Origin of the sequence: Lactobacillus amylolyticus (assembly GCF_003999355.1) — a bacterium.
Classification (GTDB): domain Bacteria; phylum Bacillota; class Bacilli; order Lactobacillales; family Lactobacillaceae; genus Lactobacillus; species Lactobacillus amylolyticus.
The window spans coordinates 1,243,116-1,257,476 of sequence record NZ_CP031835.1 but is presented as its reverse complement, the minus strand read 5'-3'; the positions used below and the strand labels follow the sequence as shown (position 1 = coordinate 1,257,476).

11 protein-coding genes and 1 pseudogene are annotated in these 14,361 nt (G+C 39.7%); all 12 read left to right on the top strand.

The genetic code is table 11. The features are described from left to right. The first annotated feature begins 56 nt into the window (after window positions 1–56). The 12 genes and pseudogenes from ychF to D0Z64_RS06420 all read left to right on the top strand — a co-directional run bounded on the left by ychF (window position 57) and on the right by D0Z64_RS06420 (window position 14,191). The gene (gene ychF, locus D0Z64_RS06475) at window positions 57–1,157 is read left to right on the top strand and encodes a redox-regulated ATPase YchF (protein WP_080881787.1); all 1,101 of its coding nucleotides are present in this window, start codon (window positions 57–59) and stop codon (window positions 1,155–1,157) included. A gap of 8 nt (window positions 1,158–1,165) precedes the next feature. After that, window positions 1,166–1,954, top strand: a complete 789-nt coding sequence (locus tag D0Z64_RS06470; RefSeq protein WP_127345778.1) for a DUF1129 family protein — start codon at window positions 1,166–1,168, stop codon at window positions 1,952–1,954. Between the two features lie 126 nt (window positions 1,955–2,080). After that, window positions 2,081–3,805 (top strand): ABC transporter ATP-binding protein, encoded by a 1,725-nt coding sequence (locus tag D0Z64_RS06465; RefSeq protein WP_127345777.1) that lies wholly within the window; start codon window positions 2,081–2,083, stop codon window positions 3,803–3,805. Between the two features lie 39 nt (window positions 3,806–3,844). Continuing rightward, the gene (locus D0Z64_RS06460; RefSeq protein WP_127345839.1) at window positions 3,845–5,686 is read left to right on the top strand and encodes an ABC transporter ATP-binding protein; all 1,842 of its coding nucleotides are present in this window, start codon (window positions 3,845–3,847) and stop codon (window positions 5,684–5,686) included. Between the two features lie 177 nt (window positions 5,687–5,863). After that, complete coding sequence (locus tag D0Z64_RS06455; RefSeq protein WP_080881784.1) at window positions 5,864–6,550, top strand: response regulator transcription factor; 687 nt, start codon at window positions 5,864–5,866, stop codon at window positions 6,548–6,550. 3 nt (window positions 6,551–6,553) lie between these two features. After that, window positions 6,554–7,708, top strand: a complete 1,155-nt coding sequence (locus D0Z64_RS06450; protein WP_127345776.1) for a sensor histidine kinase — start codon at window positions 6,554–6,556, stop codon at window positions 7,706–7,708. Window positions 7,709–7,760: 52 nt separating this feature from the next. Beyond that, window positions 7,761–9,332, top strand: coding sequence for a UDP-N-acetylmuramoyl-L-alanyl-D-glutamate--2,6-diaminopimelate ligase (locus D0Z64_RS06445; RefSeq protein ID WP_080881782.1), 1,572 nt, complete (start codon window positions 7,761–7,763; stop codon window positions 9,330–9,332). A 16-nt stretch (window positions 9,333–9,348) separates the two neighbouring features. Then, complete coding sequence (locus tag D0Z64_RS06440; protein WP_127345775.1) at window positions 9,349–10,098, top strand: aspartate/glutamate racemase family protein; 750 nt, start codon at window positions 9,349–9,351, stop codon at window positions 10,096–10,098. Between the two features lie 8 nt (window positions 10,099–10,106). Beyond that, the gene (locus D0Z64_RS06435) at window positions 10,107–10,346 is read left to right on the top strand and encodes a bacteriocin immunity protein (RefSeq protein ID WP_127345774.1); all 240 of its coding nucleotides are present in this window, start codon (window positions 10,107–10,109) and stop codon (window positions 10,344–10,346) included. A 171-nt stretch (window positions 10,347–10,517) separates the two neighbouring features. Beyond that, window positions 10,518–11,272: pseudogene (locus D0Z64_RS06430) on the top strand (DeoR/GlpR family DNA-binding transcription regulator). After that, entirely contained in the window at window positions 11,273–12,187 is a 915-nt protein-coding gene (gene pfkB, locus D0Z64_RS06425; RefSeq protein WP_006352383.1) for a 1-phosphofructokinase, read from the top strand. 21 nt (window positions 12,188–12,208) lie between these two features. Next, the gene (locus tag D0Z64_RS06420) at window positions 12,209–14,191 is read left to right on the top strand and encodes a PTS fructose transporter subunit IIABC (protein ID WP_127345773.1); all 1,983 of its coding nucleotides are present in this window, start codon (window positions 12,209–12,211) and stop codon (window positions 14,189–14,191) included. Window positions 14,192–14,361 lie beyond the last annotated feature (170 nt).

Below are 14,361 nucleotides of genomic sequence, written 5' to 3'. Positions count from 1 at the left end.
AATTGTTATAAAGTATAGATATAAGAAAATTTTAGATAAAGAAAACGAGGATAAAAATGGCATTAACTGCTGGTATTGTTGGTTTGCCAAACGTTGGTAAGTCAACTTTGTTTAACGCAATCACTAAAGCTGGAGCTGAAATGGCCAACTATCCATTCGCTACTATTGAGCCAAATGTTGGGATGGTTGAAGTTCCTGATGAACGTTTAGCTAGAATTCAAGAATTGATTCCTGCTAAGAAGATCGTACACACTACTTTTGAATTTACTGATATTGCTGGTTTGGTAAAAGGCGCTTCAAAGGGTGAAGGTCTTGGTAACAAGTTCCTTGAAAACATTCGTCAAACAGATGCGATTATTCACGTTGTTCGTGCCTTTGACGATGACAACATCACTTCTGTAACTGGCAAGGTTGATCCAGAGGAAGATATCAATACCATTAACTTGGAATTAGCAATTGCCGACCTTGATGCTGTTAACCGCAGAATCGGCAAGGTTAAGAAAATTGCTCAACAAGGCGATAGGGAAGCTAAGGCTGAAATGGCTGTGCTTGAAAAATTAAAGCCAGTTTTGGAAGAAGGCAAGGCTGCTCGTTCAATCGACTTCAACAAGGATGAACAAAAGATTGTTAAAGGCTTGTTCTTGCTTACTGCTAAGCCAGTTATCTATGTTGCAAATATTGCTGAAAGTTCAATGGCTGATCCAGAAAGCGACAAATACTTCCAAATCGTTAAGAAGCATGCTGAAAGTGAAGGTGCTGAAGCTTTAGGTATTTCCGCATCTGCTGAAGAACAAATCGCTGGTCTTGATGGTGATGAAAAGCAAGAAATGCTTGAAATGGAAGGCGTTAAAGAACCAGGCTTGAACCGTTTGATTCGTGCTGCTTACCATATTTTAGGCCTTAGAACATTCTTTACTGCTGGTGGTCCAGAAACCCGTGCTTGGACTTTCCATCAAGGAATGAAGGCACCACAAGTTGCCGGAATTATTCACTCTGACTTTGAACGTGGATTTATTCGTGCCGAAGTTGTTTCATTCGATGACTTAGATAAGCTTGAAACAATGCAAAAGGTTAAGGAAGCAGGTAAGCTTCGTCTTGAAGGTAAGGATTACGTGGTTCAAGACGGTGACATTATTGAATTTAGATTCAATGTCTAGGAGATAAAATGGCAGAAGAGAAAAAAGAAAATACTGCAAGAATCGATCAAGAAAAACAAGCAAAATTAAAGGCAAAAACTGAGGCTGACGAAATCAAGAACATGTCATCTGCAGAATTAAGAACCAAGCTCAGCAATAAAAATTCAGATTACGTTTTCCGTTTGCAAAAAGAGTTGGAAAAACAAGGCAATATGAATGCTGACGATGCTGCCGCACGCGTTGACCAATTATTGCCAGAAATCATTATTGCTCAGCGTCGCGGTCAGCCAGCTAATGACCTTTATATGGCTTCACCATCTATTAAGGCTGAACAAATTCTTCACCCTGAAAAAAAGCCAAAAACATTGATGGATATTCCATTTTGGCAAAGAGCAACAGACTCTACTTTGCTTTGGTTAGGAACTTTCACTGCCTTTTATGGTTTGATGGGAATTTTTAATACCAAGATTCAAAGTACGCAAAATGGTGTCTTAACTATTTTGGTATTTTGTATTTTGCTTGGTGTATTCTGGGCTAAATACAATGAATGGACGATGCCAAAATCTAAGGACAACCGCCGTCCAAAGATGTCCTGGCCAAAATTATTGGGTATTTCCGCACTCTTTGTTGTTGGTTTATTCGTTCTGATGGGCATCTTCATGTTGCCAATCTTTAAAGTAATTAATCCGGTCTTGCCAGGAATTGCATACTTGATTATTGCCGTAATTGCCTTCGCTGGCCGTTGCTACTTTAGAAAGTACTATCACATTACAGGTTCTGTTTTTATGCCAAATCCACAAAGTGGTAAAAGCAAATAATGTGAAATTTATTAAAAATAGGTATAAACTAAACATATGTCTTTTAAAAAAGGATAAATGAGTTTCCTCATTTATCCTTTTTTAAAGTTGTATTTGCGATCGTTTTCACGTAAAGGAGGGCTTTAATTGATTAAAACGCTGAGTAAATCGATTCGGCAGTATAAAAAACTTTCCTTGCTGTCACCGTTATGTGTTATCGGTGAAGTTATCATTGAAATGCTGATTCCATATTTGGTAGGGATTTTGATTGATAAAGGAATTATGAAAGGAAACATGCCTTATATCACTAAGTGGGGGTTGATCTTATTAGGTATTACAATTGTTTCCTTGTTTCTCGGGGCAAGTGCCAGTTATGTTGCAGCACATGCTGCTGCTGGTTTTGCTGCTAATTTGCGTAAAGACATGTTTTATCACATACTAGATTACGCTTTTGAAAATATTGACAAATTTTCAAGTTCAAGTTTGGTAACCCGTTTGACGACTGACGTTAACAACGTGCAGCTGGCATATCAGATTATTATCAGAATTGCCGTTAGAGCACCAATGATGCTTATTGTTTCAGTAGTCATGTCAGTCATCATCAGTCCGAGATTGTCGTTAATTTTCTTAGTAATTGCGCCAATCTTCGTCATTATTTTGGCCTTAATTATTCGTGGTGCATACCCATACTTCCCACGGATCTTCAAGGGTTACGACAAGATGAACCAAGTTGTTCGTGAAAATGTTCGTGGTATTCGTGAAGTTAAGACCTATGTTCAAGAAGAATCACAAATTGCGAAATTTGAAAAGTCTTCCGGCTTCATTTACAAGCTATTCTCAACTGCACAAAAAATTATTTCATTAAACTCCTTGGTCGTTGCAGCGGTCTTAAACATTGCTACATTAGCCATTTGTTGGTTTGGCGCTAAGGAAATTGTTGGTGGAACTTTGCAAACCGGTCAATTGGTTTCAATGTTCTCTTACTCAAATTCAGTTTTGTTCAGTTTGAATATCTTAGCCATGATTGCTACCCAGTTGATTATTTCTGGAGCTAGTGGTCGCAGAATTGCTAACGTAATTGAAGAAAAACCAGCAATTGAAAATCCAAGAAAACCAGTTGAGAACGTAACTAACGGCGAAATTGTTTTTGATCATGTAAACTTCAAATATAATCCTGATGATAAGGCCTTAGCATTAAATGATATCAATTTACGAATTAGTCCTGGTGAAACGATCGGAATTATTGGTGAAACTGGTTCATCAAAATCAACCTTGGTTTCAATGATTCCAAGATTGTATGATGTAACTTCAGGTGCCGTTAGAGTTGCAGGTCATAATGTTAAGTCCTATGATTTGAAAGCTTTGCGTGACAATGTTGCGATGGTTTTGCAAAACAATGTTTTGTTCTCTGGCACGGTAAAGGAAAACCTGAAGTGGGGTAACGAAAACGCAACTGATGAAGAAGTAGTTGCAGCCGCAAAGATTGCGCATGCTGATGGCTTCATTCGTGAAATGCCTGACGGTTATGACACAATGGTTGAACAGGGCGGTAACAACGTTTCTGGTGGTCAGAAGCAAAGAATTACCATTGCTCGTGCGCTTTTGAAGAAACCAAAGATTTTGATCTTGGATGATTCAACTTCAGCTGTTGATACAAATACTGAACGTGAAATCAGAGAGTCATTAGCTAAAGATATGCCAGAAACGACTAAGATTATCATTTCTCAAAGAATTGTTTCAATTAAGGATGCTGACAGAATCATCGTTATGAATCACGGTAAGATTGAAGATATCGGAACTCACGAGGAATTGCTCAAACGCAACCAATTGTACAGTTCAATTGCCAAGTTCCAAGAAGAAACTGGAAAGTAGGGGTGACTAATTTTGGATCAAACTATCAGCAAAAATGAAATGAAGGGATATCGTTCCAAGACTTTAGCCCGTTTGCTTAAATTAGTCGTTACTACTAGTCCATGGATGTTCTTCACCGCGCTGGTCACAATTATTTTGGCGGCCGGAGCCAATGTTATCGGGACGCTTTTTATTGAGCGTTTGATTAACGACTACATCACGCCTTTATTAAAAAAAGTGCAGCAGGATCAAGCTCCTAATTATGGTCCCCTTGCATATGCGATCGCGGTAATGTTTGGAATTTATGCAATTGGTTTTATTTCAAACTATCTCTTTACCGTTTTGATGGGGATTTTAGGGCAGAAGGTTCAATTCCGGGTTCGTAACAACATGTTCACTCACATGGAGCATTTGCCGATTTCTTATTTCGACCAAAATGATTACGGCGATATCATGTCTCGTTACACCAACGATATTGATACCTTGATGCAGATGATTTCACAGTCAATTCCGCAATTTACCAATTCGATTTTGATTTTAATCTTCGTTATCGCAGCCATGTTTAGTTTGAGTTGGCAATTGACCATCTTCTCAATGATCATCTTCGCCCTCTCTATCGGAATCGTTCGTTTCTTAACTAAAAAATCCAGCCACTACTTCCAAGTACAGCAGAACAAGTTGGGTCAAATCAATGGTTATAGCGAAGAAATGCTTAATGGGTTAAAGGTTATCAAGGTCTTTTCTCATGAGCCAGAAACCAGGGAAGGCTTTGACGTTTATAACGAAGAATTGCGTCAGGCTTCAGGCAAGGCTAACACCTATGCCACAGTTTTGTTCCCAATCATGGGTAACATGGGTAACTTGCTCTATGTTTTAATCGCAATCTTTGGTGGGGCAGCTGCTATTAACAATTGGGCTCCATTAACACTGGGTGCAATTGCTTCCTTCTTGCAATTATCAAGACAATTTACTCAGCCAATTGCGCAGATTTCACAGCAGTTGAACTCAATCGTCATGGCTTTGGCCGGTGCCAGAAGAATTTTCCAGTTGGAAGATGAACCGGTTGAAGAAGACGATGGCGTTGTTACTATTTCTAAAGATGATAACGTTGAAGGCGCCTGGAATTGGAATGTTCCACAAGCAGATGGCACAACGAAGAAAGTGCCAGTTCGCGGTCACATTGTCTTTGATCATGTGAACTTCTCATATGTACCTGAAAAGCAGATTTTGCATGATATCAATATCGATGCCAAGCCAGGGATGAAAGTTGCTTTAGTTGGTGAAACCGGGGCCGGCAAGACTACGATTTCCAACATACTTAATCGTTTCTACGAAATTGATTCCGGCAAGATTACTTATGACGGGATTCCAATTAAGAAAATTAAAAAGGATGACTTGCGTCAATCACTTTCAGTCGTTTTGCAGGAAACGCACATGTTTACTGGTACGATTATGGATAATATCCGCTTCGGCAATCCTGATGCCAGTGATGATGAAGTTTACCAAGCAGCACGTTTGTCGCACGCCGATGAATTTATTCATGAACTTGATGATGGTTATGAAACGGTCATTGACGGTAACGGCGGTGACTTGTCACAAGGACAGATGCAGCTGTTAAGTATTGCTAGAGCGATGATCGCTGATGATCCAGTAATGATCCTTGATGAAGCAACGTCAAGCATTGATACGCGAACAGAAAAGATGGTTCAAGCCGGGATGGATAACTTGCTTGCCGGCAGAACCAGTTTCGTTATTGCCCACAGATTGTCGACAATTGTTAACTCTGATTTGATTTTGGTTCTTGATCACGGTCATATCATTGAATCCGGCAACCATGAACAGCTTCTTAAGCAAAAGGGTTACTACTACGAGCTCTACACTGGCAAGAAAGAAATTAAATAGAGATTTAAGAAGAATCCATGAGGATTCTTTTTATTTTTCTTTAAAACTAAGCTGTTGTTTAACTAGTTATTTAGAAAATAGGTAAAATATAATAAAGCAAGTCTGCTAAACTATACATGGATTATTTTTATTATTTTTTAAGAACAAACTAAGTTTAAAAAGAGAGGGGTTTTCTTTGTGAAAATCTTAGTTGTAGATGACGATAAGGAAATCGTTGAATTATTGAGTATTTATTTAAAAAACGAAGGCTATGAGCCAATTGCAGCTTATAGTGGCAAAGAAGCAATTACTAAGTTGACCACAACCCCTGATATTGCTTTGATGATTTTGGATATTATGATGCCAAATATGTCAGGAATTGAAGTTATCAAGGAAGTTAGAAAAGATTCCGATATTCCAATTATTGTCGTTTCTGCTAAGACAAGCGACATGGACAAGATTCAAGGCTTGATCACTGGGGCCGACGATTATGTTTCAAAGCCATTCAATCCGCTGGAAGTTATGGCGCGTGTTCGTTCATTGCTGCGCAGAAGTCAAAAGCAAGTTAAAGATGAAAAACCGGATGTGCTTGAAGTTGGACCACTAGTTATCAACCGCGATTCACACGAAGTTAAAACGATTGATGGCAAGGCAATTCAATTGACTGCTTTGGAATTCGGCATTTTATATTTGCTTGCCAGCCATCCTAACCGCGTATTTTCAGCTGATGAAATTTTCGAACGTGTTTGGCAACAAGAATCAATTGTTTCTGCTAAAACCGTTATGGTCCACGTTTCCCACTTGCGTGACAAGATTCAAAAAGCAACAGGCGGCGAAGACGTTATTCAAACTGTTTGGGGTGTAGGTTACAAAGTAGAGGCCTAGTTAATGAAAAAAGAGCGTGTAAAGCTTACTGCTGCTGAAAAAAGCGAGCTTTTCGCCGAAGGGGTAGTTACTATTGTTTTGTTGCTGCTGCTGAATCTATCAATCATCATTTTGATTCATTTGGCAATTTTGCAAGATGAAAATTTAGTCAACGGCATTTATTTTCTGAAGAAAACTATGACTTTTGCCGGAAATTATCATCTTTGGTCCTGGCAGCGACTTTTCATTATTTTAATGGGGATTGCTGATTTAATCGTTTTGTACTGGCGCTTAATCCGACGCTATCACCAAATGCAGCTGCGGCATGTCATTTTAGAACTGCATTATATTGCGGATGGTCATTTCGATCATCGGATCCCTTTTGCAGTTAGAACCGACTTGCAGCGAGTAATTGACTCGATTAACTCTTTGGTTGACAGTACCGTCAATTCGATTAATGAAGAAAAAGCGATTGAACAATCTAAAGATGAATTGATTACTAACGTTTCGCATGATATTCGGACGCCATTGACTTCAATTATTGGATACTTGGGTTTGCTTAAAAGCGGCAATGTTAGTCAGGAAGACCAGCAAAAATACATCAATATTGCTTTTACCAAGGCTGAACAAATGAAGTCTTTGGCTAATGATCTGCTTGAATATACGACTTTGAAGTCCAACAATACGAAACTTAATTTGGTTTCATTGCCGATTTATTCAATGCTTGAGCAAGTTGAAGCGGGTTTTGAACTAGAAGCCGAGAAAAAAGGAATCACTTTTGAAATTGCATCTCGGCCCAAGGATTTAACCATTAAGGCTGATCCGGAAAAACTGGTCCGGGTGTACAACAATTTAATTAACAATGCTTTTAAATATGGAACCGGTGCTACCAAAATCAAGCTGATCGCTAATTTGATCAACAAGCAGACCGTTGAATTGCGAGTTGAAAATAATGGAGCCAAGATTCCGAAGGCTTCGCTTAAGAAAATTTTTGAGCGTTTTTACCGTGTAGAGACCTCGCGTAATACCAAAACAGGCGGAACCGGTCTGGGGCTTTCAATTACTAAAAGTGTAGTTGATCTGCACCGCGGAACCATCAGATGTGTATCCGATGATAATTGGACCAGTTTTATTATTCGTTTGCCGCTTGATCCAGAGAAAGCAAAAAGTAAGCACTAGCTGTGTTATAATTTTGACTGAAACAATAAGATCTATTCGAGGAGATAAAGAAATGAGTATTTCTCTAAACACCTGTATTTTGATTTTGAAGGAACACCACCTTTTAAAATCAAGTGCAGTTCAAGATGCAGTCGTAACTAAAATGGAATACGTATCATACGATTCTCGCGACATTCAAACTAACACTTTATTTTTCTGTAAAGGTGCTGGTTTCAGACCAACGTATTTATCAATGGCTAAAGACAACGGTGCTATTTGCTACGTTGCTGAACAACCATATCCAGAAGGAAAAGGCATGCATGCCTTAATTGTGCGTGATGTTTCCAAGGCAATGGCACTTTTGTCAGCTGCTTTCTTCCGTTTCCCACAAGATGATTTGTATGTTGTTGCCTTTACTGGAACTAAGGGTAAAACAACTTCTGCTTACTTCTTAAAAGGGATGCTTGACCAAATGAATGGTGGCCGCACCGCTCTTATTTCTTCAGTTAACGATATTGTCGGCAGAAGACCAGAAGACAGCTTTAAGTCAAGTTTGACCACGCCAGAAAGTTTGGACTTGTTCCGCGATATGCGCCGTGCTGTTGATAATGGCATGACCCACTTGGTAATGGAAGTTTCCAGTCAAGCTTACAAGAAGAATCGTGTATTCGGTTTGACTTATGACCTGGGCTTTTTCTTAAACATTACCCCAGACCATATTGGACCAAATGAACACCCTAACTTTGCGGATTATCTGCACTGCAAGTTGCAATTAATGGTGAACTCACGTAAATGTATCATCAATGCAGAAAGTGATCACTTTGACGAAATTTATGCTGCAGCAACAACGACTACTAATCCAGACAGCATTTACTTATTTGCCAGTGAAAACTTCGAAAATCCAAAGTTGAACGTTCCAATTGACTTTAGATATGCTTCTCAAGAAACTGATATGCGGGAAACTCGCTTCAAATTGTTCTGCGTTAGCGACAAGGCTAAGCAATTGCCAATCAATGGCGAATACACTTTGCAAATGATCGGTGACTTTAATGAATCCAACGCTACTGCCGCAATTATTGGGGCAGGTCTTGCAGGTATGAGTCATGATGCTTGTGCTAAGGGAATTCGCCACGTTACTATTCCAGGCAGAATGCAAACTGAAATGACCAAGGATCATGGAATGGTTATTGTTGACTATGCCCACAATAAGGCTTCAATGATGGCTTTAATGAGCTTCGTGAAAAGAGAGTTCAACAATCCAAAGATTATCGTGGTTGTTGGTGCTCCTGGTGACAAGGGCGTTTCTCGTCGTCCAGGATTCAGTGAAAGTTTGACGGCTTATGCTGATAAGGCCTTTTTGACAACTGATGACCCAGGCTTTGAAGATCCTAAGTCAATCGCTGAAGAAATTGATTCTGGCATCGACCACTCTAAGTGTGATGTAACAATTGAGCTTGACCGTAAAAAGGCAATCCACGATGCGATTGCAATGGCCGGCAAAGACGACGTTGTCTTGATCTGTGGTAAAGGTGCAGATGCCTTCCAAAAGATTCGCGGTGTAGATACGCCATATCCATCTGATATTGTTGTTGCACAAAACGTTATCAATGAGCTCGAAGGCGATAAGGAACACTTTAGAGCTTAATTAAGGTGAATTATTAATGAAACATTTTTTTAGCATAATCGGCGGAATGGGAACGATTGCGACAGAAAGCTACGTTCGGCTGATTAACCATCGAGTAAAGATAGCCCGTGACCAGGACTATTTAAATTATATTTTGGTCAACGATGCGCAAATTCCCGATCGAACTGCTTATATTAAGGATCATAGCAAGACTAATTTCTTCCCTGATTTAAAAGATGATGTTTTAGGGCAAGCAAAACTTAATCCTGATTTCTTTGTAATGCCATGCAATACCGCGCACTATTTCTACAATGATTTGGCTGCTTTAACCGATATTCCGTTTTTGCATATGATGCGGATTGCCGTTCATAAATTTATTGAAGAATATCCTAAAGAAAGCAAAATTGGCCTGATTGCAACTGAAGGCTCAATTTATGATCACTTGTATGAAGATGAAATTCATCGTGTTCGTCGTGAAGTAGAATTTGGTGGCCCGGAAATTCAGCCGATGGTTACCAAATTGATCTATCGTGATATTAAGGAAAAGGGCATTGTCGACGGCAAGCTTTATCATCAAATCCTTCAAAAGATGCATGATGACTACGGCTGCAATGTAATTTTGTTAGGCTGTACTGAATTGTCTTTGGCACAAGAGAAGGCACCTGATCATCCTTATAACGTGATTGATCCGCAATCGATTATTGCCGATGTCTCAATTGAACTTGCTTTGAAGATCCGCAATGGAATGGATCCTAAAGAAGCATGTGCAAAATATATGTATAAATAAGGACAAAAATGGTTAGAAAAAAGAAATTTCCAAAAGGCAAGCCAATGTTAGGCGTTGGTGCGCTGAATGATTTAGCTCCCAAAAACAATAATTTTGTCATCGGAATTAGAAGCCTAATTGATGCAAATCCTGAAGTTGTGGCTAAGCTAACGATTATGAAGTCCTTAGAATTAGCATTGTTTAGAGCAAATGCAGGTGAGCCTGTTGCTGAAATTGCTAAGATGCTCGATGATGAATTATCTGCTTAGTTGGTACACTGAAGATTAATAAAAAGTAAAAAGCTGATCGAGAAGATCAGCTTTTTTGATGCCCTAAGATGAATTATTTTGATTACTTATTAATAATAATGAATTATATTGACTAAAAATGATTGCTTTTGAATGAGAAAGCGTATACAATAATGGCCGAGGTGAAAAAAGATGCTGACGCAAGAACGCCAAAGTTTAATTGAAAACTACGTCAACCAGTACGAATTATGCCGTGTTGCCGAGCTATGTAAATTGACCGCTGCTTCAGAATCAACTATTCGTCGAGATTTGATTCAAATGGAGAAGGATGGGCTCCTTAAGCGAGTTCATGGTGGCGCTCAATCAGTTAAAAATTTCTCTCGTGACATTTCACAGAACATCCGCTTCAATCTTAATCACGATGTTAAGACTGAAATTGCCAGATACGCAGTGAAGCATTTTGTTCATTCAGGTGACAATATTTTCATTGATGCGGGAACGACAACTTATGAAATGGTTCCATTTCTTGCTGATATTCCTGATGTTAAGATCGTTACCAACGGTGTTGAAACTGCACTGTGCAGCCTGAATCATGGCATTAATACGATCATGATCGGTGGCAGAGTGAAGGATGACACCCATGCTGCTATAGGGCAAACAGCTTTAACGCAGATTAAAGCAATGAACTTTTCAGCTAGTTTTGTTGGTGCCAACGGAATTGAAAAAAATGGCAATTTAACTACGCCAGATCCCGAAGAAGCAGCAGTCAAAATGGCTGAAATGAAGCAAGCACAAAAAGTTTTTGTTCTCGCAGATGCTTCAAAAATCGGCAAGCGAAGCTTTGCAGTGTTTGCTAATGCAAAAGATGTAACTGTGGTTACTAATTTACTTAAATCAAGTCAAAAAAGGCACTACCTGCCAAAATAAACCTAGAGGAGGCAAAATAATTGATTTATACCGTTACTGTTAATCCAGCTTTGGACTACGTTTTGCAATTAGACAAAGTCAATGCTGGTGAAGTTAACAGAACCAGTAATTGTTCATTTTTAGCTGGAGGCAAGGGAATTAATGTTTCCCAAATTCTTAACCAATTAAATGTTGACAACACTGCTTGGGGCTTTGTTGGCGGCTTTACTGGTAAGGAATTGATTCGTCAACTTAACCAAAAGAGAATCGTCAGTGATTTTGTTACTATTTCTGGTAATACTCGTGTAAACGTTAAGATCCACGGCGAAAAGGAAACCGAAATTAATGCTGCTGGTCCAGAAATCGACAGTCAAGAAATTGCTGCATTTAAATATCGTTTAAACGACTTGAAGAAAGGCGATATCGTTGTAATGAGCGGTTCACTTACTCCAAGCCTCGGTGCAGACTTCTATCAACAACTTCTTCCAACTATTAAAGAAGCTGGTGCTGAATTTGTTGTTGATACTACTGGTCAAGCATTGCTTGATACTTTGGAATACAAGCCATTGGTAATCAAGCCAAATCACCACGAATTAGCAGACTTGTTCAACACTACTTTTGACTCAAGCGATGTAATGCTTGAATATGCACAAAAGCTTTTGCAAAAGGGTGCACAAAACGTAATGGTTTCAATGGCTGGCGATGGTGGCTACCTCTTAACTAAGGACCATGTTTACCATGCTAATGGTGCTGTTGGTACTGCTGTTAACTCAGTTGGTGCTGGTGACTCAATGATTGCAGGGTTTGTTGGCACTTACTTTGAAACTGGTGACGCAGCTGAAAGCTTTAGAATCGGAATGGCTTGTGGTGCTGCAACTGCCTTTACTATGGATATTGCTGTTAAGAGCCAAATTGATGCTGTTCTTCCACAAATCAAAGTAGAACAAATCTCCTAATAGCTAGAAAGGAATCGATCCATGAGAATCAAGGATATTTTAAGTACTGAGTCCATGATTATGGACCTCAAGGCTACTAATAAAGAAGACGCCATTAAAGAAATGGCCGACCTTGAAGTTAAGACTGGTATCGTCAACAACGAAGACGAATTCATCAAGTCTATTTGGGCTCGTGAAAATGAATCAACCACTGGTATCGGTGGCGGAATTGCGATGCCTCACGCACGTAACAAGTACATCAACAAGGCACGCGTTTTGTTTGCCAAGAGTAAGAAAGGGATTGACTACAACTCATTAGATGGTCAACCTGTTCACTTATTCTTCATGATTACTGCTCCAGCAGGTGCTGATAACACCCACCTTCAAGCTTTGGCAAAACTTTCTGGTTTATTGATCAACCCAGACTTAGTTGAAGCTTTGAAGAAGGCAGAAAAGCCAGAAGAAGTTATCGACTTATTTGAAAAGGCTGAAGCTAAGAAAGATGCAGAGGATAAAGCTGCTGCTGAAAAGAAGAAGGCAGAAGCTGCAAAGACAGCTGATGCTAACAAGCCATTAATCGTCGGTGTTACTGCATGCATCAACGGTATTGCCCACACTTACATGGCTCAAGAAGCTTTAATCAAAGCCGGTAAGAAGCGCGGAATCGAAGTTAGAATTGAAACTAACGGTTCTGAAGGTGTTAAGGATCAATTGACTCCTGACGAAATTAAGCGTGCCAAGGGTGTTATTATCGCATCCGATAAGAAAGTTGACATGCTACGTTTCGATGGCAAGAAGTTGGTTAACCGCCCAGTTGTTGATGGTATCAACAAGCCAGACGAATTAATCGATGACATTATGAATGGCAAAGCTGAAGTTTACCACGCAAGTGCAGCTGATAAGTCAGAAGCTAAATCAGAAAAATCAAGCGGCGGCGTTTGGAGCTCAATTTACCGTAACTTGATGAACGGTGTCAGCCACATGCTTCCATTCGTTATCGGTGGTGGTATCTTGATGGCCATTTCCTTCATCGTTGAAAACTATGCTGGTGGTGCTAAGAGCCCAGCCTTCATCTTCTTGAACTCAGCTGGTAACTTGGCCTTCGCCTTCATGGTTCCAATTTTGTCAGCTTACATCGCTGAATCAATCGGTGATTTGCCAGCCTTAATGCCAGGTTTGGTTGGTGGTTATATGGCCGCAATCGTCAACGGAACCAATGGTTTACAAGTTAACGTCCAAGCTCATGCTACTTCTCCAGCCGGCTTCTTAGGTGGTATCGCTGCTGGCTTCATTGCCGGTTACTTAATTGTCGGTTTAAAGAAACTCTTTGCTAAATTGCCTAAGTCAGTTGAAGGTATGAAACCAATGCTTTTGTACCCAATCTTAGGTTTGCTGTTCATTGCTTTGATCATGTACTACATCATCAACCCAATCTTCAGTTCAATCAATTTCGCAATTACTCACTTCTTGAACGGTATGGGTACAGGCAACTTAGTAGTCTTAACTGCTATCTTAGCCGGAATGATGGCTATCGATATGGGTGGTCCTTTCAACAAGGCTGCTTACGTCTTTGCTTCAGGTGCCTTTGCTAACGATCCTAAGTCAGCTACTGCTGCTGTTATGATGGCCGCAGTTATGGTTGGTGGTATGGTTCCACCATTTGCTACTGCTATTGGTACTGCATTCTTCAAGAACAAGTTCACTGCTGGTGAACGTCGTGCCGGTATTTCTAACTGGATCCTTGGCTTCTCATTTATCACTGAAGGTGCCATTCCATTTGCTGCATCTGACCCAGGTCACGTTATTCCTTCATGTGTGATCGGTTCTGCAGTTGGTGGTTTGCTTGTTGGTTTATGGCATATTCAAGTTCCAGCTCCTCACGGTGGTCTTTGGGTATCACCACTTGCTAACCACATTTTGCTTTACTTCTTAGCAACAATTATCGGTTCAATCACTGCCGGTCTTATCTTAGGCTTCTGGAAGAAACCAGTTAAAGATGATGAACCAATTGAAGAAGATAAATAAGCAAGATTTTAAAACAACAGAGAAAAATTAAATAATCATTGTCATTATCCAAAAGCTCTTTACAAGCCAGCATAATTGCATTATTATAAAATCATCTTGATGATCTCTACTTAAATCAAGATACTCTGTTATGTTTTGCGTCACCGAAAGGTGACGTTTTTTTGTGCCTT